Source organism: Streptomyces sp. NBC_00996, assembly GCF_045162675.1.
Classification (GTDB): Bacteria; Actinomycetota; Actinomycetes; order Streptomycetales; family Streptomycetaceae; genus Streptomyces.
Genome location: NZ_CP108723.1, coordinates 10524331 through 10547852 on the forward strand (window position 1 = coordinate 10524331; position 23522 = coordinate 10547852).

The following is a 23522-nucleotide window of genomic DNA, read 5'->3' on the forward strand; positions in this document are numbered from 1 at the left end:
CATCCTGCTACGAGGCGCTCAGGCGTGAGGCGTCCTGGCGTCGGGCGTAGTCCGCCTGAGCCTTGTACGCGGTCTCCTTGTCCTCGTCGTCGCTCACGCTCTCGATGCCGCAGACCTTGCGCGCGAGGTCTGCCATGCTGCCGCTCGGGGACATCTCGGCGCGCTTCATGGTGAGGCTGCGGATGGCCAACAGGGGCGTGCCGTTGAAGTTCTCGAAAGTGCTGATGCGGTCGCCCCAGTCGGACAGGAACATGTCGCGGATCACTCGGCTGATCTTCAGCCGGTCGTGCGGCCTCCCGACCGGACCCGTCTGCAGCGCCTCCAGCCACGGCCGCAGTTCGGGCTGCTGCCACTGACCCTCGGTGGGGTAGATGAGCGCGGCGCGACCGGACAGGTCGATGAGCTCGTGGACCAGTTCGGTGATGTGCTCGATGTAGTACGCCCGCCCGAAGTCGAACATCAGGACGTTCGGCTTGTAGATGCCGCCGGGAGTGAAGAACCCTTCGTCCTCCGAAGCGATCACATGCGCCTTGAGTGTCTGGAGGAAGCCGGCGAACCGGGCGATCCGGGCCTGCACCGGGGGCAACTGGTAGGTGCCGATGTGCTCGGTGATCAGCAGGGCCAGACCGAGCATCAGTTCGGCCTTCACCATCGCACGCACCAGCGAGTGGTAGTGCAGCCAGTCGAAGACGCGCTGCGGGTACAGCGCTGCGTGCTGGGGGTTACCGATGTGGAACACCCGGTTCCAGGGGATGAGCACGTCCTCGAACACGATGATGCTGTCCAGCTCGTCACCCTGCGAGGCGAGCGGGTGCTCCACCTCCTCGCCGTCCCGGACGTTGCTCTCCCGGCAGATGATGGTGACCCCGGGGGTGTTGGCCTTCACCGCCCCGTAGATGATCTGTTCCGCAATAATGCCGGGTCGGTAGAAGACGCCGATGTGGATCACGTCCCCGAAGGCCGCGCCGGTGCTGATCGACTTCACACCCCGCACGGTGATGCCCTCGTCCGAGGTGCCGACCACCCGCAGGGCAGGGGACTCGGCCTGTGCGGAATCGCGGGAGCGGTCCGCCTGCGGGTCGACGAAGGCCGGCGTCGCGTTGAGGTCACCGTCCCGCACCTCGTTCCAGAAGTCGCGGATCCCCTCGGTGAGGTCCCGCCCGTCGGTCCCGACGGACTGGCTGCTCCAGGGCTCCGGGTCGTCGACGTAGGTCAGCAGGACGTAGTTGTTGACATCCGGTGTGCGCGGGATCGCCCCGCCGCCGAGTTCCCGCTGCACTGTCTCCAGGTAGCGCCGCTTGCGCAGCAGGTCCTCCTTGGAGCGGTGCTGGAACCACGTCATGGACCGCCGGATGCCCTCCTCGTCCACGAACGTCATGACGTCCTGGAGGTCCGGGCGGTGGTGCAGGTCGTAGAAGTCCGCGAGGCTCCGGGCATACGCCCTGGTCTTGGGGTGCGTGGCCACGTTGTCGACGAGTTCGTCACCCACCCATACCGTGCGGCCGTCGTTCAGCGCCGCCAAGTATTCCTTGCCTGTACGCACGTCGTGCTCCTCTCCGGGGGCAAGAGATCTGGACAGTTCGGAGCATGCGTCGCGGCGGGGTGACAGGACGGCGCGGAATCGGCAATCACCCGGGTGAAAGCGTCGATCACCGGGGAACCGTCGTTGAGGGCGATGTGGCCGTGCGGCATGCTTGCCCCATGCGCAGCACAGACCCCGCCGGCGACCGGGCCCGCGGGCACGGGCGCGGGAACCAGGCCATGACCGGGCTGCGCCTCAGGGGACGAGACCGCGAGATCGTGGCTATCCGCGCGGCCCTGGAAGCGGTGCGTGGTGGACGGGGCGCCTGCGTCGTCGTGGAAGGCGCGCCCGGCGTCGGCAAGAGCCGCCTGCTCGCCGAACTGGACGAGATGGCGCGGCGGTTCGGGTTCGATGTGGTGTCCGTACGGGCCGACGAGCTCGACCAGTACGCCGCAGGAGCCGCCCTGCAGTCCGCCCTGCAGTCCTCCGATGGTTCCCACCGATCCGCCGCACCCACCGACGACCAGCGGCTCTGGCTGCTGGACAGCATCACGGACGCTCTGGAGGACCGGGCCCAGCGTGCCCCGGTGGCCGTGGTCGTGGACGACGCGCAGTGGGCGGATCCGGCTACGCTCTTCGCCCTCCGTACCCTGCCTGCACGCATGGCCGGCTCGCGGATCCTGTGGGTGCTGGCGGTACGGTCGGAGACCGAGCGGCCGACCGTGGCCCGGGTGCGGGAGGACCTCGAACGCCTCGGAGCCCGATGGCTGACCCTCGGCCCCCTGCCGCAGCAGGAGCTGCAGCACATCGCGGCCGATGTGCTCGGGGCGAAGCCGTCACCCGGTCTGGCCAGGCTCCTGCGAGGCGTCGCGGGCAATCCGTTCCTGGCGATTGAACTGGTGCGCTCTCTTGCCGACACGGATGCCGTCAAACTGGAGGCGGGCGTGGCCGGCCTCCTGAACGACGGCATCCCCGTCGGTTTCCGGCTGAGTGTCGCCGCGCGTCTGGAACGGCTCCCGCAGGATGCCGTGCACCTGCTCCAGATCGGGTCCGTCCTCGGCCGCGAATTCGACCTCGGCACGGCCGCCCGAATGCTCGGCAGACAGGTCGGCAGCCTCTTGTCGGGCGTCGAGGCCGCCCTGAACGCCGGTCTGCTCTCGGCCGACGGCCCGCGACTCGCCTTCCGCCATGACCTCCTACGGCAGGCTGTCCACGAGAACCTGCCGCTGGCCGTACGGACCGCTCTGCACCGGGAGGCGGCCGACAGTCTGCGTGGCACCGGGGCACGATCGGCGGAGGTGGTCTGGCACGTCGTCATGTCGGGCGGCCCGGTCGACGACGACGCCGTGACCACACTGCACACCGCCGTACGGGAACTGTCGTCGACGGCCCCCGACGCGGCCGCGGACTTCGCCCAGCGGGTCGCCGGACTGCTGCCCCCGCACGACCGGCGCCGGATCACCCTGCTGACCGACGCCGCCGAGTACCTCGGCCGGACCCGCCGGGTCCACGAGGCGCTCGACCTGGTCGACGCCACCCTGTCGGACGCTCTTGAGGCGCCGCAGGAGGCGAGCCTGCGCCTGGTGGCCGCCGAGATCCACCAGGCCGCGGGCGACGACGCCGCCGCGATGACACACCTCCAGCAGGCCCTGGACCTTCCCGCGCTGCCGCCCGACTTGCGCGTCCGACTGCTGAAGACCAAAGCGACGGGCCACGTGTACCTCGGGGACATCACCGCTGCCGAGCGGACCGACACCGGACTGGTCGAGGCCTCCTACCGCAGCAACGATCCGGCCATCGTCGTGAGCGCCATGGTGTTCCAGTCGCAGACGTTCTTCTACCGCGGGCGCCTTGCCCGCGCCCTCGAGCTTGCCGAGCAGGCCACCCGACGCGCCGGCACCGAGTTCGCCGTGCTCTACCTGCGCCCCCCGCGGATTCCGGCGCTGTGGCTGGCCACGGTGCTGACCGCCACCGACCGCCTCGCGGACACCGAGCGGATTCTGCGGGAGGGACAGCGCGAAGCGGAGGCGCTGGGCCTCGGCTGGTCACTTCCCCACTGGCATGCGAGCCGCGCCTGCGCGCTCCTCGAACAGGGGGCGCTGGACGACGCGGCCGTGGAGGCCGAGGCCAGTCTGACGGTGGCGGACGAACTCGAGATCACTCAGCCGAATCCCCAGGCCCGCTCCGTGCTGGCATTGGTGGAGATCAGACGCGGTGACCTCGCCAAGGCCAATGGCCATCTCCGCGCCGCCGAAGCCGGTTCCGGCACGAACCCGCAACGGTACGGCCTGTGGGTGTCGCTCGCGCGCGCCAGTCTGGCGGACGCGGAGGGCCGGGATGCCACAGCGACAGCGGCACTGACGGGCAGCTTCGGAGACCGCGAGCCGACGCGGCTGCTTGCGGTACCTCCCTCCCACTGGCCCGCGATCGTGCGCATCGCGCTCCGCGGCGAGGACCCGTCGGTCGCGCAGGCCGTGTCCGGCGCACTGCGCAGCCTGACCGCACAGGACAACAGCCAGCAGATCATCGGGGCAGTCCGCGCCCACGTGGACGGCCTGCTCCACAGCGACCCCCATGCACTGGCGTCCGCCATCACCGGTTACCGGAGCACCGGCAGGCCGCTCGCCCTGGCCGCGGCCTGCGAGGACCTCGGCGAGGTCATGGCCGCATCAGCCGATACTGCGCCGGCGATCCCGTACTTCGAAGAAGCGGGCGAGTTGGCGTCGGCCTCCGGAGCCCTGCGCGATCACGAACGGATCAGGCGGCGCCTTCGACAGCTCGGCGTGCGCACCGGCGCCCCACGGCACCACACGACCGGCCCCCCGGAGTGGGGGAACCTGACCGAATCCGAGCGGAAACTGATCCCGCTCGTCGTGGACGGTCTCACCAACCGGGCCATCGCCGACCGGCTCTTCGTGTCCGTGCACACCGTCAACACGCACATGAAGCACATCTTCACCAAGCTGGGTATCAACACGCGAGTCGAACTGACCCGGCTGGCGATCGAACGGGGTGGTGTCGCCGACGGGGCGGACTGAGCGGTGCCCCCGACCGGCAGGGCGCGGCGGCAAGGATGCCTTGAATGGGCGATGCCGGCTCCGGCCGTACCCGTGATGCTGGTCGCGACGGCGTGGCCACCGGCACGGCACCGCCTTTCATCAGGAAGTGACCGCCTCATGAACACGATGCGCGCGGTACGCGGACACCGACGAGGAGGCCTCGGCGCCCGGAACGCCATCGACTATGCGGGCAACCGGTTCGAAGACCACGTGGCCGACGTGGACGTCGTATTCCACACGGTGGGCGGCGACACCCAGACCCGGCCCTGGAGCCGTCTGCGCCCAGACGATGTCCTTGTCAACGCGGTTGCGGTCCACAGCGCCAGGGTGTACCCGTGCGGGGCCTGAACCTTGGCCCCGCCGATCGCCATCCCGAGCAGCGCGAGATGTCCAACGCTCTCCGCCTCGACGCAGTCGGTTCTTCCGCCGGGTCGGGGTCGTCGCGGAACTGGTCCTCACCGCGGGCACACGAACGTAGTGCGCCACTCGCCACTTTCATACCAATGGAAGAAGTCCGAGTACTGCCCCACCCCGAACACAGGGTCTGGGGAATGAATTGTCCTCCGTACGCCAGCCCTTTGGCGCCTGCGGCAAACGGGACGTATGCGGCGGGTGGCGGCGATGCGGTGACTCTGTTTCACCCATCTGGGCGGGCTGGCGTGCCGACTGGTTTCCCTGTCCGCACTCTAGAGTCCATCCAAGGCGCAGGGCCGTGGTCCGCGCCGGACGGTCGGTACCTGCGAGGCTTGATTCGCGACCGGAATGCCGCCGTCCCGCTTGGCGGACGAGCCTGTCCGAAGGCACGGTGTGTTTGAGGGCGGCTTGCATTTCATACGAGAGAGGCACGGCATGTCGCACGGCTGCGGCAGGACGCGGTGGAAGCGTTTCTCCCTTTTTCTGCTTCCGGGCACGGTGGCCGCCGCGGCCTTGGGTATCGGTATGGCGCAAGGTGCACTGGCCGCGTCGTTCTTCATCTCCGGCGACCGATTCCAGGTCGCCGCAGACACATTTGCCATTCGCGGTCTGAGTATCTACGGCGTGGTGGACGTGACCAGGAAGGGTAGCCATGTGCCAGTCGTGGTCACAGGCGCCAGGCATGCGACGATCAAGAGCCTGTGCCAGTCCGTAGCGATGGAAGTCCCGGTTCTGGGCCTGTACACCCTGCGACTCACCGGCGGCGACCGTGGTGAGCCGGTCGACGCGCGGGACATCTTCCTCGACATGACATCCTTGGCGGCCGGTGGGTCGACCTTCCATGACATCGACATCGGTGTCGCCGCCGGCTCGGTGACCAAGGGTCCGATCGATCCGGGTGACCGCTCGGGGCTCTTCGATCCCAATGGCTTTGCCCAGCAAGCCGAATCGGCCACCCTCACCGACGTGCGCTCCACAGTGGTTGCGGTCTCGGCTGCCACTCTCAACGTTCCTGACCTCGACTTGAGTCTCAAGCGGGGCAGCCACAACTGCTTCTGACTCCGCGCCCGCCGCTGCGGCCCCGGGCCCCGTGCCGGGCCCGGTCGTGGACCGAGCCGGCCGTACCCGATCGGCTGGGACCGGACGCGCATGGACGCGACGTACCGGGCCGTCGCAGGCGACACCCACTCCTTCACCCTGGAAGCCGCACGTGATCAACGAGCCTTTCGGCACCCGCCCAGGACTACGCGACAGGTTCGACGGCACACGACGCAGATTCAGGACCTGGCGCGGTGGGCGCCCGTTCTGGGCCGGCCTGTTCATGTTCTCGGCGGGGGCGCCCATCATCTACTTCCCTTACGTCCACATCACGCTGGAGGGCGTTCCTGTGGCACTGTCCACCACGGCCGGTGCCGCATCACTGATCATCGGGATCCTGCTCATGACCCTGGGCATCACGCTCTGGTTCCATCAGCAGGTGCGCGTCTTCGTCGGGGTCGCGGGCTTGTTGCTCACCCTCGTCTCCTTCCCCCTCGCCAATTTCGCGGGCCTCTTTTTCGGACTGTTCTTCGGCCTTGTCGGCGGCTCCCTGGCTTGTGCCTGGGTCCCCTCCCCGTCGGGGGCCGAGGTGGAGCACACAGCAGCCTCGGCACCTGTGACCTCTCCTGGGAGCGAGGGCCCACGTGGCAGTTGACAATCTGACCGGTCAAGCCGGGTGCGGCCCAGATGCCCAGCTCCGTCGCCCGGGCGAGAACTCGCCGAAGGCGCCCGTGATCACCGTCGGGCACTTCGAGGTGGTCAGTAGAGCCCGTTCTGGAAGGTGCTGTTCTGTTTGGTGGGCCGCCCGAAGACGTCACGCGCGTACGTCCACGGCGCCGCGAATCCCGCCGTGACGACGAGGTCGTACCAGGCGCTCGCGCGCACGACGCGTAGGTAGGTGGGGTGGGAGGGGGTGAAGAGACGGATCACCGTGAGTCTCCTGTTGGTCTCGTGACAGCGACGTCTCACGCTAAACAGTGGAGTACGGTCCAAGGTCAAGCTCATCGACCGGAGGGGGCGGCGCGGAGGCATGCGTATCGGAGAGCTGGCCGAGCGGACGGGCATGACCAGAGACACCATCCGGTTCTATGAGAAGGTCGGGCTCGTCGAGGGGGAGCGACTGGCCAATGGCTACCGGGACTTCGCGCCCGAGGCGGTGCCCTGGCTGCACTATGTGCGCACCGCGCAGACCCTGGGATTCTCACTCGCGGAGATCGTGCGGCATGGTGAAGAACTGCGTGACGCTCCGGACGTGTCGGAGGCGTTGTCGGAGCTGTTGAGGGAGAAGATCTCGATCGTGGACGCGCGGATGGCCGAACTCGCTGTCCTGCGCGCCGATCTCGCCACGCGCATCGGTACTGGATGTCCGTTGCGCGAAGCCGGCCGACCCGGCTGAGTAAGAGGTTGAGCGCGTCACGGGCCTGTCCGGCGCCTGCCCCTGGACGAGGTCGTCCCTGCCCGTGCCCGATAGGGCGGCGCCTTCCTGATCGGCCGAGCAGACGGGCCCCTTCCCTATGGGGCAGCGCCTTCCTGATCGGTCGAGCAGATGTTTCCCCGCGCTCAGCACTGCCTCGGCTACCTCGGTAGGCAGTCCCTGCCGGATGCAGGACACCGCCGGCACCAGTTGATGGCCCCTCTGATAAGGGAAGTCTGTGCCGAGCATGAGCCGGTCGGCGCCGAAGGATGCGGCCGAAGCGCGCGGCGCCGGGGTGTGACCGCGCGCCACGGTGTCGTAGTTGACGTCGTACCTGCAGGCCCGGTTCGCCGTCGGCAACGCCACCGTCACTGTGCTGTCCGTCCCCCGATGTGACGTCCTTCATTGCGATCGCCGGGCGCAGCGGTGAGTCTCTCCCGGAACAAGTCTTCGAAGAACTGTTATCCGAGGCTCGCCGAGCGGTCTCCCATATATCGGACAGCAACCGTTCGGCGTCGAGGACAGGGAAGCTTTTGATGAGCACATGGGACACGGTGGATGCGGCGGCACTGGTGACCGCTGCCCGAGGGGGCGCCCCGGAGGCTCAGGACGCTCTGGTCAGTGCGTACCTCCCGCTGGTCTACAACGTCGTGGGGCGGGCTCTGAATGGCTCGGTCGATGTCGACGACGTGGTGCAGGAGACCATGCTCCGTGCCCTGGACGCGTTGGGAAGTCTGCGTACCCCCGAGACCTTCCGCTCCTGGCTCGTGGCGATCGCGATGAATCGAGTACGGGCGCACTGGCATGACCGACAGTTCGTCCCGGGCTCCGTGGAGGACGCCAAGGACTTCGCCGATCCGGGCGCCGACTTCGTGGATCTGACGATGGTGCAGCTCCAGTTGTCCGGCCAGCGCCAGGAGACCGCGCGCGCGACACGCTGGCTGGAGCCGGACGACCGGGCACTGCTGTCGCTGTGGTGGCTGGAGTGCGCCGGCGAGCTGACCCGGACCGAGGTCGCCGCGGCCCTGGAGCTGTCGGCTCAGCACACGGCCGTCCGGGTGCAACGCATGAAGGCTCAACTGGAGGCGGCGCGCGTGGTGGTGAGGGCACTCGACGCGCAGCCGCCGTGCGAGGAACTGCGAGGCGTGCTGGCCTCCTGGGACGGTCGGCCCTCGGCGCTCTGGCGCAAGCGAATAGCCCGGCACGCCCGCGGCTGCGGGCGCTGCTCCGGCCTGTGGAGCGAGCTGATGCCCGCGGAGGGGCTGCTGGCCGGCCCGGCGCTGGTGGCGGCGTCGCCCGCGCTGCTGGAGCGAGTGCGCTCCGCCACCGGCGGGATGACGCCGGTCGGCTCGGCGTCACCGCTCGACGCGTCCGCAGGAGCGGGAGCCCGCCACCGTGCCGCACACGGCCGGACGACGTCCCGCGGCGAGGCCCGTCGACGACGGCGCATCCGGCGCCGGGCCGTCGGTGGCGCCGTCGTGGCGGCCTGCCTGGCCGGCGGCGGCCTCTGGTACTACGGCTCGGACTCCGGGACCGGGAACGGGGCCGAAGGGGGAACCGCCGCGCCGACCGCCGACGACCACGTCGTGGATCTCTCGGCTCCCAGTGCCGCCGAGACCTCGCCGTCGGCCTCCGGCTCTGCGTCGCCGTCCGCGTCGGCATCGAAGAAGGCGACCCCCTCCAAGTCCCCGTCCCCCGCGAAGAAGAGCGTGCCGACGCCCCGGCAGTCCGCCCGGCCGACCCAGACTCCGACCAGTACGCCACAGGTGCAGTCGGCCCCGACGAGTACCGTCGCACAGGTGGTCGCGCTGGTGAACAAGGAACGGGCGGCGGCCGGCTGCGGTCCGCTCGCCGAGGACGCGCAGCTGGAGAAGGCCGCGCTGGGCCACTCCGACGACATGGCCGCCCGTAACTTCTTCGATCACACCAACCCGGACGGTGCCGACCCCGGGCAGCGCATCACCGCCGCGGGCTACCGCTGGTCCACGTACGGCGAAAACATCGCTCAGGGCCAGCAGACCCCGCAGGCGGTGATGGAGTCCTGGATGAACAGCCCCGGTCACCGCGCCAACATCCTCAACTGTTCGTTCAAGGACATCGGCGTGGGTGTCCACAAGGGGTCGGGCGGCCCGTGGTGGACGCAGGACTTCGGCGCCAAGCAGTGAGGTGACCGGCGTCTGTGCGGTGCCCGTCTGGCTGTGACACTCTCCGGCCTCGCCGAGCTGCAACGCGAGCTGACCGTGGCGAACACCAACGACGGGCTCGCCGCCGCACGCACCCGCGGCCACGTCGGCGGGCGGCCGCCGAAGCTCACGCCCGACCAAGCCGCCCTCGCCCAACCGCCCTACGACGCCCGCGAGGAGACCGTCCAGCAGATCACCGCTATCTTCGGGTGCCCCAGGTCGACGGTGTACGGGCACCTCGACAAGGCCACGACCATCCTCCGTCGGCCCAAGAAGACCACGGTGAAGAAGTCGTGATGCGCCCGCTACTGACCGTTCCGATCCACCCCATGGCCCGAAAACCGCTGTACCGATGTTCCACCCAAGGCCATGAATCGCCGAGACCAAATTGGCCACAGGCCAGCGAGTCAGCCCATCATCCAGGGCCGGAGCTTGTCGGGGTTGCGTACCGCCCAGATGCGCTTGATCCGGTCGTCTGCGACCTCGAATGCGTACACCGCCGTGGTGAAGCCCCCTCGCTGGACCATCAGGCCGGGCCGGCCGTTGACCGAGCGCTCCAGAATCGTCACGTTGTCGGGTGTCCTGTCGGCGATATCGACGACATAACGTGCGATCCGCTCGCCGCCGTCGATCGGGCGGATCGCGGTGCTGACCATGCCGCCGCCGTCTGCGGTGAGGGTGGCGCCGGGGTCGAGGAGGCCGATGAGAGTGTCGATGTCCCTGGCTTCCCATGCTTGTTTGAAGTTCCTGACCAGGCCGGCCTGGTGGGCTGCCGGGGCCTCTGGCGGTCCGCAGGCGCGGACGCGGCGGCGGGCTGAGGAGGCCAACTCGCGGCATGCCGCCGGGGTGCGGCCGGTGATCTCGGCGACTTCGGCGAAGGAGTAGCGGAAGACGTCGTGCAGGATGAGCGCGACGCGCTGTGCCGGGGTCATCGATTCGAGGACGACGAGGAAGGCCATGCTGACCGACTCGTCCAGTGTGACCCGGTCGGCCGGGTCGGCCGCGGCGGTGCCGGGTCGTCCGCTGATCCACTCGGTTCGGTCGGGCAGCGGCTCGGGGATCCATTCGCCCACGTACTGCTCGCGTCGGGCTCGCGCCGAGCCGAGCAGGTCCAGGCAGATGCGGCTGGCGACCCTCGTCAGCCAGGCGCCGGACGACTCGATGGCGTCCTGCTGCCGGGACATGGCATACCAGCGGGGCGTAGGTCTCCTGGACGGCGTCCTCGGCTTCGGCCAGGGAGCCGAGGAGCCTGTAGGTGAGATTGATCAGTTGACGCCGCTCGCTGATGATCGCGCTCAGGCCCGCGTCGGACCGGTCGTGTGCTGGCTCCGAGTGGTGGGTCATGGTTCCGGAGGATCCCTGGGTCGGATCTGCCGTTACCGAGAGCCTCAGTGGCTCTTGGTATTCCGGGCGTTTCGGCCTGGAAGGTCCGTCTCTGTTCGCCAACGATGGCGTGTGGCGAATCCCCGAAGCCGATGTGGAGTTCACCGGTCCGCAGGAGATTCGTGCCGGGATCGAACGGCTGCAGAATGCGTGGGAGTGTTTCGTGCAGACCGCGCACTCTGGCGCGATCCAGCTGGAGGGCGACACAGCCTCCGGCCGTGCCTACATCCAAGAGCTCGGGCGTATGCGCGATGGCAGGTCGGGGTTGAACTATTCCATTTACCACGACCGCTACCGGCGCACCCAGGATGGCTGGAAGTTCGAGGAGCGTGTCTATGAGGTCAGCTACCTCGACACCACACCGCTGGCAGGGTCAGGTTCGTCGCCGGAGGCGTCCTGACCGTCGATGCCGCGGTCCGCGCCGGGGCCCTTGCCGCCGGCGCGGACCGCATCCCACCAAGCCCGACTTTCCCAGGGTGACCGCAGATCGGCATCGCCCCGCTTTGCAGGCAGCGGGCGCCATGTGTCGCCTCGCCCGATCGGAGCCCAAGGGTCCTGGGGATGGCGCAGATGCTGTTGCCGTCCGAAGGGTGAGATGGGGGAGCGCGCCTGCGCCGACCGGTCAGCCGGGCGGCGTCGACAGGTGGGTGAGAATGCCGCACACCTCGTCCACGATCTCCCGGGCCTCCGTCTCGTCCACGCAGTCGCCCAGTTCGCGAGCGGCTCCTCCGATGACCGTGGTCAGTACGGTCACCCGGACCCGGCCTGCGCGTTGCTGCTCGTCGACTTTCAGGAGCCGGGCGTTGCGCCGCACCCACGCGCGGTCCCACTGGCGGCGTACCGCGTCGAAGCCCGCCGGGCCGTCGTCGTCCGCGAAGAGTCTGACGAGCGGCCGGTTGTTCCAGGCCCCCTCCAGATATGCCCTCGCTCCCGCCATGAAGACGGCGACGGGGTCGTCCACGCCGCGGCTGCGCTCGGCGGCCACCGCGGCCGCGGTCCGGCGCTCCTGTTCCTCCCGGAACTCCTCCCAGAGCGCGAAGTACAGTCCTCGCTTGCCGCCGTAGTGCTGAAAGGGGCTGCCCACGGGGATGCCGGCGTGCGCCGAGATCTCGGCGAGGCCGGCACAGGCGTAGCCGCGCTCGGTGAACACCTCCAGGGCCGCGCCGAGCAGCGCGTGTCGGACCGAACGGTCCTGCCCGGTGGGCGCCTCCGGCAGGCCGGTGCTCCCGGTCCCGCCCGGCCGATGACGTGCCGCCTCGGTCTCGGCAGGCTCCACGATGCTGCTCACCGGCAATTCCCACCTTCCTCGGACCCCTCGCGGATGGCGAGGGCGACCAGCAGTTCCAGGAGATCGGCGATCCGGCGCGGGTTGCGTCCGGTGCGCTCTTCGATCCGGCGCAATCGGTAGTGCGCCGTGTTGTGGTGCACCCGCAGGTGGTCGGCGGCCAGCCGCAGGTTGAGGTCCGCGTCCGCGAACGCCCGTATGGTGGCCGCCAGCGTGTCGCCCCGTTTGCGGTCCTCCTCCAGCAGCGCACGTACGCGGGGGTCGACCAGCCGGCGGCCGAGGTCGTCGGCCCGCAGTGCCAGGTAGTCGAACGGGGACAGCCGTGGCAGCGCCGCCACCCCGCCCCGGCTCGGTACCAGGTCGAGGGCGGCCCGCGCCTCCCGGTAGGCGCGCGGCAGTTCGGACGCGCCCCGAGCGACCGTGCTGATGCCCATGGACAGGACGGTCCCCTGGCGGCCGAGCCGCTGCTGCACGGCCTCGAAGTGAGCGCATATGTCCTCTTCGTCCATGCCGGTGCGCACCACGGGCACGGCCACCACCTCGTCCTGACGCACGACGACCAGGGTCCTGCTGGCCCACACCCCGGCGACGCTGATTGCCGCGCCGGTGGCGTAGCCGGTCTCGGCCGAGGTGATGTCTCCGGTGCGGTTGTCCTCGGCGCAGACCGCCGCCACCACCATCATGGGCGAGTTCGGTCCGATGCCGTACGCCTGCGCCGCCGTCAGCAGCGGACCGCGTGTCGGTGCTACGCCCTCCAGGAGCTGCTCGAGGACGTCCCGGCGCTCCCGGTCTGCGTCCGCCACAACGTGCTGCTGGTACTCCACATAGGCCTGCGCGGCATGCGTGCTGGCATAGTCCACGTACCGCATCAGCGGTGTGACCAGGGACAACGCGGCCTGCTGCGCCACGTCCGAGGTGTTCACGCTCTCCAGCAACGCGTTCCAGAAGACCTGCCGGCCGACCCGGAAAGCGCTCATCCAGTCCTCGAGGGCGAACCCTGCTCGTGCTCGGCGCATGGCTGCCGCGCGGCTGAAGCCCAGGTCCTCCGGGGCGATCTCCCGGTCACCGGCGAGCGCCGCCACCTTGATGCGGTAATGCGTGAGCACCTGATCGCGTACGTCCTCGAAGAACCGTGCGTCCCCCAGCGCGTACGACGGGATCTCCGCACGCATCACCGCAACGGCGGTCTCTGCCACCTCCTCGACGCGCTCCTCGAGGGCACGCAGGATCCGCCGCCGCTCCTGGAGCAGCGGCTCGGACAGACCTGGGGCGCCCAGGGCGAGACCGCGCGGCATGGCGCCGATCGTCGTCATTTCCTCGTGTCCCGTCAACAGGCTGGGCGAAGAAGATGCGCGAAGACTTGTGCGCGGCGCACAGGTCATCGGACATGAAGTTGGGTGCTCGCACCCAATGTGCGGCCAGAAGGCCCCCACCTACTGTGACGCTCGCCCACCCCCCAGCACGTCGGAAAGGGCGTCACTCATGCTCACGGTCGACGGTATTACCGTGCGTTTCGGCGGGATCACGGCACTTGACGGTGTGGCGTTCACCGTCGAGCCGGGCACCGCCGTAGGGCTCATCGGGCCGAACGGCGCCGGCAAGACCACCTTGTTCAACTGCCTCACCAGGCGCTGCAGCCCCGACGCGGGCGCGGTGCGGTTCGACGGTGAGGACCTGCTCGGCCTGGCGCCGCACGCCGTGGCCGGGCGCGGGATCGCCCGCACCTTTCAGAACCTGGGCCTGTTCCCGCGGCTCACAGTCCGGGAGAACGTCATGATCGGCGCCCACGGCCAGGGGCGCACCGGACACTTCGCCGCGGCGCTCCGGCTGCCCCGCGTGCGGCGAGAGGAGCGGGAACTGCGTGACCAGGCGGACGACTTGCTGCGGAGACTCGGTCTGGCGGAAGTCGCCGACCACCCTGCCTCCGGGCTGCCGTTCGGCACCCTCAAGCGCGTCGAACTGGCCCGTGCCCTTGCGGTACGGCCCCGGCTGCTGCTGCTCGACGAACCCGTCAACGGCCTCAGCCACGGCGAGGTCGACCAATTCGCGGATCTGGTCCGGGCGGTGCGCCAGGACTTCGACCTTACGCTCGTCGTGGTCGAACACCACATGGGATTCGTGATGGGCCTGTGCGACAAGGTGGTGTGCCTCGACTTCGGACGCAAGATCGCCGAGGGCCCGCCGGAGGAGATCCAGCGCGATCCGGCCGTCATCGAGGCGTACCTGGGGGTGGCTGCGTGAACGCGCCCACCACCGACCGCGCCGAGGCCGGGGCGAGCTCAGAGCCGGACTTCCTGAAAGTCTGCGACCTGCACGCCGGATACGGCCAGGCGCGCGTGCTGCAGGGCCTGGACTTCTCCGTCGGGCGCGGCGAGGTGTGTGCCGTCCTCGGACCCAACGGAGCGGGCAAGACAACAACCCTGCGGGCCCTGTGCGGCATGGTCCGCGGCCGCGGGTCGGTGACCTTGAACGGTACGGAGCTGCTGGGCCGTTCTCCCGAGCAGGCCGCCCGCCTCGGAGTGGCGCACGTGCCCGAGGGCCGCGGCACCTTCAACGACCTGACCGTCGAGGAGAACCTGCGCATCGGCGCCCACCTGCGCACCGGTCACGGGCGGCGGGCCCGCGCCGAGCGCGTGGCCGTGGCGGCCGACCTGGACCGGATCTATGAGTACTTCCCCAAGCTGCGCCAGCGGTCCGGGCAGGCCGCAGGCAGTCTCAGCGGCGGCGAGCAGCAGATGCTCGCCATCGGCAGGGCGCTGATGCTGCGGCCCGCGCTGCTGCTCCTGGACGAGCCGTCCCTGGGGCTTGCGCCGCTGGTCACACGGGAGTTGTTCGAGATCGTCAAAACCGTGAACGAGGAGGAACGCACCACTGTGATCGTCGTCGAGCAGAACGCCCGGCTCGCACTGGACATCGCGCACCAGGCCCACGTGCTGGAGGCCGGACGCCTGGTGCTGTCCGGACCGGCCGCGCAGATCCGCGAGGACGGACAGGTCGCCGAGGTCTATCTCGGGGTCTCGGTCCGCTCGGGAAAGGGTGGGTGAGCGCCGTGACCGAACTGCTCCAGCAAGTGGTGGAAGGGATCGGCTCCGGAGCGGTGTACGCCAGCCTGGCGCTGGCCCTGGTGCTGATCCACCGGTTCACGGGGATCGTCAACTTCGCGCAGGGCGAGCTCGCCATGCTCTCCACGTACGTGGCCTGGCAACTGGTGGCATCCGGAATGCCGTTCTGGCTGGCGCTGCCAGTCACCCTGATGGTGTCCTTCGCCGGCGGCATGCTGGTCGAGCGGCTCGTCATCCGTCCCGTGCAGGCGGCGCCCGAGCTGACCGTGGTCATTGTCACGGTGGGCCTGTTCATCTTCGTCAACGCGGTGGCCGGTCTGATCTGGTCGTACACCGTCAAGGACTTCCCACAGCCCTTCCCCGACGGAGGGGTCGACATGGCTGGTGTCCAGCTGGACTGGTCCACCCTCGGGATCATCGGGGTGGTGGCCGCCGTGATGGGGCTGCTGTATCTGCTGTTCCAGCACACCTCGACCGGCTTGATGATGCGGGCGGTCGCCTGCAATCCCGCATCCGCCCGGCTGTCGGGCATCCGCGTCGGCCGGGTGCTCATGCTCGGCTGGGGACTGGCCGCGACGGTCGGCGCAGTGTCGGGCGTGCTCGTCGCCCCGCTGCTGTTCCTTGAGCCCAACATGATGGGCGGAGTGCTCATCTACGCGTTCGCCGCGGCCACCCTGGGGGGCTTCGACAGCCCGGTGGGCGCCGTCGTCGGCGGCCTGCTCGTCGGTGTCGCCGAGACGCTGGCCGGGGCGTACGTGGACGTCATCGGCGCCGATCTGAAAGTGGGTGTACCGCTGGCGATCATCCTTGCGGTGTTGCTGGTACGGCCCCAGGGCCTGTTCGGACGAGCGGCGGTGGAGCGGGCATGAGCACGATGACCGCAGTTCCCCACCGCACCCGGTACCTGCGGGTCACCCTGACCGCGCTGCTCGTGGCGGCCGTCGCCGTGGCCGCACCGTTCTACTTCGCTCCCTTCCAGGTCTTCCAGCTGACCATGGTGCTGCTGTACGCCGTGGCGCTGGCAGGACTGAACCTGCTGGTCGGATTCGGCGGACAGATCTCGCTCGGACACGGCGCGTTCTTCGCGGCCGGGGCCTACACAGCGGCAGTCATGCTCGACCGGTTCGACACCGGCCACCTGGCCACCCTGCCGGTCGCGGCCGCTGCATGCTTCCTGCTGGGACTCGGATTCGGAGTGCCCGCACTGCGACTGCGCGGGCTGTACCTGGCGCTGGTCACCCTCTCCTTCGCGGTGTTCCTGCCGCCGCTGCTCAAGCGGCTGGAATGGGTGACAGGCGGCTCCATGGGCCTGACCGTGGACAAGCTGGAGCCGCCTGCCTGGAGCGGGCTGGCCGAGGACCAGTGGACGTACTTCGTCGTCCTCACCGTCACGGCGGTGGCGCTGCTGCTCGCCCGCAACCTGCTGCGGTCCCGGGTCGGTCGTGCGCTGCTCGCGGTGCGCGACAACGAGAGCGCGGCGGAGGTCATGGGCGTGCGGCTGTCGCTGCACAAAACCCTCGCCTTCGCATGGAGCGCCATGTTCGCGGGCGTCGCCGGCTGCCTGTACACCTGGGTGATCGGCTTCGTCTCGCCCGACTCGTTCAGCTTCGTCCTGTCCATCACGCTGCTGGCCGGCCTGGTGGTCGGAGGGCTCGCCTCGCTGTACGGCCCGCTGCTGGGCGCCGCGTTCGTGATGTACGTTCCGAGCGTTGCTCAGGACATCAGCGAGGCCGCACCCGGTGTGGTGTTCGGCCTGCTGATCATCGCGGTGATGTTCGTGGCCCCGACAGGACTCGCCGGCCTGGCGAGCCGTGTCCCCAGCGTTGCAGCCCGTCTCCGCGCCCGCCCCGCCACACTCGATCGGACGTCCGCACCCGACGAGACGTCCGCACCCGACGGGACGTCCGCACCCGAGCCCCGGTCGGAGCCCGATTCCCAACCCTCCGCCATCCCCACCCCCGCGGATCCCGCACCTGTCGACGCCGAACCCGTGGGCGCCCCGCCCCGCACGGAAAAGGAATGAATCACATGCGAAAGACAACCGCTCTGCGGGCGGCCGCGGCCGCGACCGCAGCCCTGCTCACCGCCACTGCCTGTGCCACCCAGCGAGGGCAGGAGGACAAGGGCAGCACCGCCGGCGGCGCGTGCAAGGGCCAGCACACCACCGGCATCACCGACAAGACCATCAAGCTGGGCGGGATCTACCCGCTGTCGGGGCCCGCCTCCGCGTACGGCACGATCAGCAAAGGCGTGGACGCCTACTTCAAGTACGTCAACGAGAAGGGCGGAATCGACGGCCGCAAGGTCGAGTTCGTCGTCCGCGACGACGGCTACCAGCCGCCCAAGGCCGTGGAGGAGGCCCGGAGACTGGTCGAGCGGGAGAAGGTCTTCGCCGTCTTCCAGACCCTTGGCACGCCGTCCACGGCGGCCGTGTGGGACTACCTGAACAAGCAGAAGGTGCCGCAGCCCTTCGTCGCCACAGGCGCCTCCGTCTGGGGCACGGACGACAAGCACCCCTGGACCACGGGCTGGCAGCCCAACTACGTGGCAGAGGCACGGGTGTACGCCAAGTACCTCAAGAACAACAAGCCGAAGGCGAAGGTCGCGGTCCTCTATCAGAACGACGACTTCGGCAAGGACCTGCTGGGCGGGTTCAAGCAGGCCGTCGCCGACAGCGGCGTCAAGGTGGTCGCCGCGGAGAGCTACGAAGTCACCGACCCGTCCGTCTCTGCGCAGATGGCAAGCCTCGCCCGCTCCAGGGCGGATGTCCTGCTGAACATCTCCACGCCCAAGTTCGGCAGCCAGGCCCTCGCCGCCGATGCCAAGAACACCAAGTGGAATCCGCTGCACATCGTGAACAACGTGTCCTCGTCCGCCGCCGTGCTCAAGCCCGTCGGGTTCAAGAACGTCCAAGGCGTCATATCGGCCACGTACTTCAAGGACCCCGCCGACCAGAAGTGGGCGAAGGACCCGGAGATGAAGGCCTACCAGGAAGCGATGCACAAGTACGCACCGGACGCCGACCCGGCCAACCAGTTCAACGCCTACGGCTGGGCCGTCGCCGCGAGCCTGCACAAGGCCCTGGGTGCCATGAAGTGCCCCACCAGGGAAGGACTGCGGGACGCGGTGCGCAGCATGAAGGACGTCAAGGTAGGCATGCTGCTGCCCGGGGTCACGCTGTCCACCGGGCCTGATGATGCCTTCCCGATCGAGACCATGCAGCTCATGCGGTTCAAGGGCGAACGCTGGCAGCTCTTCGGCAAGCCGGTGGACACCCGCAAGGAGTTCGGCCCGCTCACCAAGTGAGCCACCGGTAGGGCCCGGGGGCGTATCCCATGCCCCCGAGCATCACAAACCGACCAGTTGGTATCTCTCCTGGATGCCTTGACGCCCACCGGCACGCAGGACACAGTCCACGGTCCTGCGTGCCGGTGGCGCGTTCCCACTCCATGACGCGAAGAGGGCGGCATCGGTACTCCCTGATGGTCGCGCAACGGGTGCAGCGGCGCTGCGGGTTGTCATGACGGCGCATGAGTACGGTGCCCGCACCGTCACGATCCATGATCAGGACGAACCGGACAAGGGGGCGGCTCCTGATGCAGCATGGCAGAGAGCGGCAGGCCCAGAGCGGCGCCGAGGAGACCGACGGCCTGGGTGACCAGGGCGACGATGAGATGTGGAGACCGGCCCTGTGAAGCGGGCGTATCGGTACCGCTTCTATCCCACTGATGCGCAGGCAGTTGAGCTGTCGCGCACGTTCGGGTGTGTGCGAAAGGTCTACAACATGGCGCTCGCCGCCCGTACCGAGGCATGGACGCGGCAGGAGCGGCTCCATTGCGGCGCCACGTCGGCGATGCTGACGGCGTGGAAGAAGACCGAAGAGTTTGCCTATCTGGGCGAGGTGCCGTCGGTGCCGTTGCAGCAGGCGCTGCGGCATGTGCAGGCGGCGTTCACGAACTTCTTCGGCAAGCGGGCCAAATATCCGCGGTTCAAGAGCCGCAAGAAGTCGCGGAAGTCTGCGGAGTACACCACCAGCGGGTTCCGCTACCGGGATGGCCGACTGACGGTGGCGAAGATGAGCGAGCCGCGGGCGATCGTGTGGTCCAGGCCGCTCCCCGAGGGCGCGCAGCCGGCACCGCTGAGTGTCCGGTCCTGGACCTGTGACTGCGGGACGGTCCATGACCGGGACGTGAACGCGGCCATCCACCTCAAGGCCGCCGGGCTGGCGGTGTCGGTCTGTGGAGCTGGTGCAAGACCTCAACGGAGAACTCCGGGCGGGCAGTCGGCGGTGAAGCAGAAACCCTCACAGCGCGAGTCGTGGGAATCCCCCTCGTTCACGAGGGGCCCGCCCCAACTGCCGCCGATCGGCGCGCCGTACATGGCCATGTGCGGGACCGCGGTGCAGTGCGCCGTGAGTCCGGCGCGGCAGGGGTCGCAGGTGCCGCAGTTGATGGACCAGGGCACGACGACGAGGTCGCCGGGAGCCACTGTGGTCACGGCGTCGCCGACGTCCACCACGCGGGCGACGCATTCATGCCCGAGGGCGAACGGCGGATCGATGAAGGCGTGTCCGGCCAGGACCGCGGAGTCCACGTCGCAGGAGGTCGCGGCAACCGGCGCGACGATCGCCATCTGGTCGGACCGGAGCTCGGGGTCCGGGGCCTCGCGCCACTCGACCACGAAGCGGAGGGAGGGTGGAAGGCCCGGTCAGCCGAGCTTGAGGAGGCCGGCTTCGACGACGGCGCGGCCGAAGGCGCTCGCGAGTTCGGCGAGACGTGCGCAGTCGGCGTCCCCCAGGGCAGCGTAGGCGGGAAGGGCCAAGCGGTCGGTGCGGCCCTCTATGTGCCGGCGCAGGCGTACGCCTTCGGGGCTGAGGCAGTCGCCGTCGAGGAGGCCTCGCGTGCGCAGACGCTCCTCGGTGTCGGCCCACGCATCCTCGGGCCATGCGCGGCTTGACTTGAGGAAGTCGACGGGAACCTCACCGGTGGCAGCGTGCAGAATCAGGGCCTCCAAGCCGCCGACGCCCTCGCTCAGCAAGCATGCGACATGGCCGTCTCCACGGAACTCCCGGAGCAGCGTCTGGGCATGCCACAGTTGCAGTACCGGTTCCTCGGGCCAGGGCAGCGCGGCATGCGCGCCGAACAGCGGGCGCCCTTGCGGGTGTTCGCAGGCCGCCTCGGCGGCCCTGCGGGTCAGCGCCAGGACCTCGTCCAGAGCGGGGAGTTCGTGGATCCCGGCCCGTCGCAGGGCCTCGCTCGCGGCGGCGTGCCGTGCATCCAACACCTGCTGCGGCGCCGCCGTGTCCCAGACCCCGTCGACCGTCTTCCGTACGAAAACGGGGTTGAAGTTGTAGAAGCTCGAGATGATCAGCTCAGCGGATGCTCGTCCGAAGGCGGCGCTCCGGGAGGCGAAGTACCCGGCGCGCCCGCTCAGTCCGAGGTCCGCGTACCGTCGCCTTCCCTCGGGGGCGAAATAGATCATGCCGTGTACGGGCTCGAGCCTGCGCCAGGCTGCTCGCGCTGCCTGCATGGGATCACCTCTTCTGAGAGTCGGCAGAGGCCGTATTCGCTGTGGTTCCGTACTCGCCGTGCGCTCGCAGATGTTCGAGCAGCAGGCGGCTCAGCGCCTCGGGCGCCTCCTCGGGGACCCAGTGGCTCACGCCTTGGAGAGTCTCGAACCGGTACGGGCAGTTGACCCACTGCCCGGTCTCCTGCGCGGCCACCGGGCCGAACGCGATGTCCTCCGTGCTCCAGACGTAGAGCGTGGGCACGTCGATGATGCCGATCGCGCCGTCAGGGCGGCCGGCCCGGTACCAGTTCAGCGCCGCGGTGAGAGCGCCCGGCTGGGACAGGTGCCGCACGTAGGCCTCGGCACTGGCCGGCGGGACCTTTCCGGCGTAGGTGGCGCGAAGCTTCTCGGCATCGCGTGCGAGCATGCGCTCTTCGGTCGCGGGCGTTTCGCGCCAGTCGATCATGTAGCCCGATCGTTCGCGCTGGTCCTGGTCGGTGCGCAGAGCGGCGGCCAGAGCGCCGGGGTGCGGGGTCGAGACAGCCGTCAGGGTACGGACGCGGCCGGGGTGGGCATCGGCGGTCCACCACGCCACCGCGCCTCCCCAGTCGTGGCCGACCAGGTCGAACGATGCCCAGCCCAGTTCCTCCGTGATCGCGACCACATCGTCGACCAGGACGTTGATGCGGTAGTCCTCGGGTCGTTCGGGGCGGACCCCTGGGGAGTACCCGCGCTGGTCGGGTGCCACCACCCGGTATCCGTGCTCGGCCAGCGCCGCGATCTGCTGTTGCCACACCAGCCCCGTCTGGGGGAAGCCGTGCAGCAACAGCACCGGGCGGCCCTCGGCCGGACCCGCCACGATCGCGTCGAACACACCCGCATCAGTGGTGATGCGCAGCTGAGTCACGATCCACCCTTTCATACCGACTGGTCGGTCAGCCTTCAGTCGTGCACGTGGATTGTCAAGGTCCGAGGCCCATACATTCCCGCAATGGCGGCCGCGCACCGCCCATTTGGCCAGGCATCGCGCCCGACGTGGCGGGTTCCGGCCCTCCGGGGCGCTGCCTGCGGGCCACGCCCGAAGCGAGGGCCCCAGGGGCCGGGGCAATCAGGGCACCCTCGTCGCCGGGCCGTGAACCCACACTTCGCCGAGCACCCGGAAGAGCATGATTGAACATGACGCCGGATTCAACTATAAAGGTCCGGAGGTCGGCTCCCGTCGCCCCCGCGACCGTGGCGCACGTGATCGGTGCAGCAGGAGACGGACACCGACTGCTCTCGGCCCACCGGTTGGCGTGCAGCACCGTTTGCCGGCGTCGAGCCCGGCTCACGGAGCTCGGGATTCCAGCCACGAAGCTCCCGGACGAACCGGACCGACAGGAGGGGAAGCAGCGAAGCCACTTGACTTCTCCTCCTCGTGAACGAGGGGATTCTCACGGCTCGCGCTGTGAGGGTTTCTGTTTCACCGCCGACTGCCCGCCCGGAGTACTCCGTTGAGGTCTTACACCAGCTCCACAGACAGACACCGCCAGCCCGGCGACCAGAAGGTTCTTCGCCGCGTTCACGTCCCGGTCATGGACCGCCCCGCAGTCACAGGTCCAGGACCGGACATTCAGCGGCATCTGCGTCTGGAGACTGCCGCAGGCGGAGCACAGCTTGGAGGACGGGAAGAAGCGGTCCACCACGATCACTTCCCGCCCGTACCAGGCGGCCTTGTACTCCAGCATGCTCCGCAACTCCGCCCACGCCGCGTCACTGATCGCGCGGGCAAGACTGCGATTCCTGACCATGTTGCGCACGGTCAGATCCTCGATCACGAGCGTTTGGTTTTCACACACGAGTCGAGTGCTCGGCTTGTGCAGGTGATCCCTGCGGCGGTCGCTGATCCGGGCATGGATGCGGGCGACCCGGCGCCGCGCCTTGACCCGGTTGGCCCCGTCTCCCGTAGCTTTGCGGGCAAGCGCCCGCTGGGCCTTCGCAAGGCGGACGCGGTCGCGGCGCTCATGCCGCGGGTTGGTGATCTTCTCCCCGGTGGAGAGGGTCAGCAGATGGTCCAGGCCGACATCGATACCGACCGCTGCGTCCGTCGCGGGCAGCGGCGTGATGTCGGGGTCTGCACACAGCAGGGACACAAACCAGCGCCCCGCGCTGTCCTGGGACACGGTCACCGTGGACGGCTCCGCGCCCTCGGGGAGTGGCCGGGACCACACGATCGCCAGCGGCTCGTTCATCTTCGCAAGCGTGAGCCGGCCATCCCGGTAGCGGAAGGCGCTGGTGGTGTATTCGGCAGACTTCCGCGATTTCTTGCGGCTCTTGAACCGCGGATATTTGGCCCGCTTGCTGAAGAAGTTCGTGAATGCCGTCTGCAAGTGCCGCAGCGCCTGTTGCAACGGCACCGACGACACCTCGCCCAGATAGGCGAGCTCTTCGGTCTTCTTCCACGCCGTCAGCATCGCCGACGTGGCGTTGTAATGGAGCCGCTCCTGCCGCGCCCACGCCTCGCTACGGGCGGCGAGCGTCATGTTGTAGACCTTGCGCACACACCCGAAAGTGCGCGACAGCTCTGCTGCCTGCGCGTCAGTCGGATAGAAGCGGTACCGATACGCCCGCTCCACAGGGCCGGTCTTCACCTCTCACAAACTATCAAATCAACT

At 69.0% G+C, this 23522-nt stretch carries 20 protein-coding genes and 3 pseudogenes; 14 read left to right on the forward strand and 9 right to left on the reverse strand.

From position 1 onward, the window contains the following. Positions 1-7 precede the first annotated feature (7 nt). A complete protein-coding gene (locus OG390_RS48785; protein WP_406177128.1) occupies positions 8-1543 on the reverse strand; it encodes a 4-hydroxyphenylacetate 3-hydroxylase family protein in 1536 nt (511 codons plus the stop codon). 158 nt (positions 1544-1701) lie between these two features. On the opposite strand from OG390_RS48785, the gene OG390_RS48790 reads away from it, so the two are divergent. The 4 genes from OG390_RS48790 to OG390_RS48805 all read left to right on the forward strand — a co-directional run bounded on the left by OG390_RS48790 (position 1702) and on the right by OG390_RS48805 (position 6688). Continuing rightward, positions 1702-4560 (forward strand): AAA family ATPase, encoded by a 2859-nt coding sequence (locus OG390_RS48790; RefSeq protein ID WP_406177129.1) that lies wholly within the window; start codon positions 1702-1704, stop codon positions 4558-4560. Positions 4561-4698: 138 nt separating this feature from the next. Continuing rightward, on the forward strand, positions 4699-4929 hold the full coding sequence (locus tag OG390_RS48795) for a hypothetical protein (RefSeq protein ID WP_406177131.1): 231 nt from the start codon (positions 4699-4701) through the stop codon (positions 4927-4929). A gap of 501 nt (positions 4930-5430) precedes the next feature. Then, positions 5431-6054, forward strand: a complete 624-nt coding sequence (locus tag OG390_RS48800) for a DUF6230 family protein (RefSeq protein ID WP_406177133.1) — start codon at positions 5431-5433, stop codon at positions 6052-6054. A gap of 151 nt (positions 6055-6205) precedes the next feature. Beyond that, entirely contained in the window at positions 6206-6688 is a 483-nt protein-coding gene (locus tag OG390_RS48805) for a DUF6114 domain-containing protein (protein WP_406177134.1), read from the forward strand. A 104-nt stretch (positions 6689-6792) separates the two neighbouring features. Here OG390_RS48805 and OG390_RS48810 read toward each other — a convergent pair whose 3' ends face one another. Then, positions 6793-6963, reverse strand: coding sequence for a hypothetical protein (locus OG390_RS48810; protein ID WP_406178411.1), 171 nt, complete (start codon positions 6961-6963; stop codon positions 6793-6795). A gap of 100 nt (positions 6964-7063) precedes the next feature. On the opposite strand from OG390_RS48810, the gene OG390_RS48815 reads away from it, so the two are divergent. From OG390_RS48815 to OG390_RS48825, 3 genes are all read left to right on the forward strand, one after another. Further along, a complete protein-coding gene (locus OG390_RS48815) occupies positions 7064-7429 on the forward strand; it encodes a MerR family transcriptional regulator (RefSeq protein ID WP_406177136.1) in 366 nt (121 codons plus the stop codon). 554 nt (positions 7430-7983) lie between these two features. Then, a complete protein-coding gene (locus OG390_RS48820; protein WP_406177138.1) occupies positions 7984-9612 on the forward strand; it encodes a sigma-70 family RNA polymerase sigma factor in 1629 nt (542 codons plus the stop codon). 33 nt (positions 9613-9645) lie between these two features. Continuing rightward, a complete protein-coding gene (locus OG390_RS48825) occupies positions 9646-9927 on the forward strand; it encodes a hypothetical protein (RefSeq protein WP_406177140.1) in 282 nt (93 codons plus the stop codon). 110 nt (positions 9928-10037) lie between these two features. Here OG390_RS48825 and sigJ read toward each other — a convergent pair. Further along, positions 10038-10974 (reverse strand): annotated as a pseudogene (sigJ, locus tag OG390_RS48830) (RNA polymerase sigma factor SigJ). Between sigJ and OG390_RS48835 the strand changes: the two are divergent. Then, a complete protein-coding gene (locus OG390_RS48835; protein ID WP_406177142.1) occupies positions 10973-11413 on the forward strand; it encodes a nuclear transport factor 2 family protein in 441 nt (146 codons plus the stop codon). The pseudogene sigJ and the gene OG390_RS48835 sit on opposite strands and share 2 nt — an antisense overlap. A gap of 222 nt (positions 11414-11635) precedes the next feature. Here OG390_RS48835 and OG390_RS48840 read toward each other — a convergent pair whose 3' ends face one another. Both OG390_RS48840 and OG390_RS48845 read right to left on the reverse strand, forming a co-directional pair. Next, positions 11636-12301: a TetR/AcrR family transcriptional regulator gene (locus OG390_RS48840; protein ID WP_406177144.1), complete on the reverse strand. Its 666-nt coding sequence runs from the start codon at positions 12299-12301 to the stop codon at positions 11636-11638. Continuing rightward, positions 12298-13611, reverse strand: a complete 1314-nt coding sequence (locus OG390_RS48845; RefSeq protein ID WP_406177145.1) for a PucR family transcriptional regulator — start codon at positions 13609-13611, stop codon at positions 12298-12300. The genes OG390_RS48840 and OG390_RS48845 overlap by 4 nt, the downstream gene beginning before the upstream one ends. A gap of 169 nt (positions 13612-13780) precedes the next feature. On the opposite strand from OG390_RS48845, the gene OG390_RS48850 reads away from it, so the two are divergent. From OG390_RS48850 to OG390_RS48875, 6 genes and pseudogenes are all read left to right on the forward strand, one after another. Then, a complete protein-coding gene (locus OG390_RS48850) occupies positions 13781-14539 on the forward strand; it encodes an ABC transporter ATP-binding protein (RefSeq protein WP_406177147.1) in 759 nt (252 codons plus the stop codon). Continuing rightward, positions 14536-15342 carry an ABC transporter ATP-binding protein gene (locus OG390_RS48855; RefSeq protein WP_406177149.1) on the forward strand — a complete coding sequence of 269 codons (807 nt, stop codon included), beginning with the start codon at positions 14536-14538 and terminating at the stop codon, positions 15340-15342. The genes OG390_RS48850 and OG390_RS48855 overlap by 4 nt, the downstream gene beginning before the upstream one ends. Then, on the forward strand, positions 15339-16229 hold the full coding sequence (locus tag OG390_RS48860) for a branched-chain amino acid ABC transporter permease (RefSeq protein ID WP_406177153.1): 891 nt from the start codon (positions 15339-15341) through the stop codon (positions 16227-16229). The genes OG390_RS48855 and OG390_RS48860 overlap by 4 nt, the downstream gene beginning before the upstream one ends. Beyond that, the gene (locus OG390_RS48865; RefSeq protein ID WP_406177155.1) at positions 16226-17383 is read left to right on the forward strand and encodes an ABC transporter permease subunit; all 1158 of its coding nucleotides are present in this window, start codon (positions 16226-16228) and stop codon (positions 17381-17383) included. Before OG390_RS48860 ends, OG390_RS48865 begins: the two co-directional genes overlap by 4 nt. A 5-nt stretch (positions 17384-17388) precedes the next feature. Further along, positions 17389-18666, forward strand: a complete 1278-nt coding sequence (locus OG390_RS48870) for an ABC transporter substrate-binding protein (protein ID WP_406177157.1) — start codon at positions 17389-17391, stop codon at positions 18664-18666. 370 nt (positions 18667-19036) lie between these two features. Continuing rightward, positions 19037-19675 (forward strand): annotated as a pseudogene (locus OG390_RS48875) (helix-turn-helix domain-containing protein); the annotation flags it as partial. A gap of 29 nt (positions 19676-19704) precedes the next feature. Here the strand turns inward: OG390_RS48875 and OG390_RS48880 are convergent. From OG390_RS48880 to OG390_RS48895, 4 genes and pseudogenes are all read right to left on the reverse strand, one after another. Then, a pseudogene (locus OG390_RS48880) lies at positions 19705-20040 on the reverse strand (alcohol dehydrogenase catalytic domain-containing protein); the annotation flags it as partial. Between the two features lie 27 nt (positions 20041-20067). Further along, positions 20068-20889, reverse strand: coding sequence for an SCO6745 family protein (locus OG390_RS48885; protein ID WP_406177159.1), 822 nt, complete (start codon positions 20887-20889; stop codon positions 20068-20070). Positions 20890-20893: 4 nt separating this feature from the next. Further along, the gene (locus tag OG390_RS48890) at positions 20894-21778 is read right to left on the reverse strand and encodes an alpha/beta fold hydrolase (protein WP_406178321.1); all 885 of its coding nucleotides are present in this window, start codon (positions 21776-21778) and stop codon (positions 20894-20896) included. Positions 21779-22301: 523 nt separating this feature from the next. Then, the gene (locus OG390_RS48895) at positions 22302-23483 is read right to left on the reverse strand and encodes an RNA-guided endonuclease InsQ/TnpB family protein (RefSeq protein WP_406177161.1); all 1182 of its coding nucleotides are present in this window, start codon (positions 23481-23483) and stop codon (positions 22302-22304) included. Between the last annotated feature and the right edge of the window lie 39 nt (positions 23484-23522).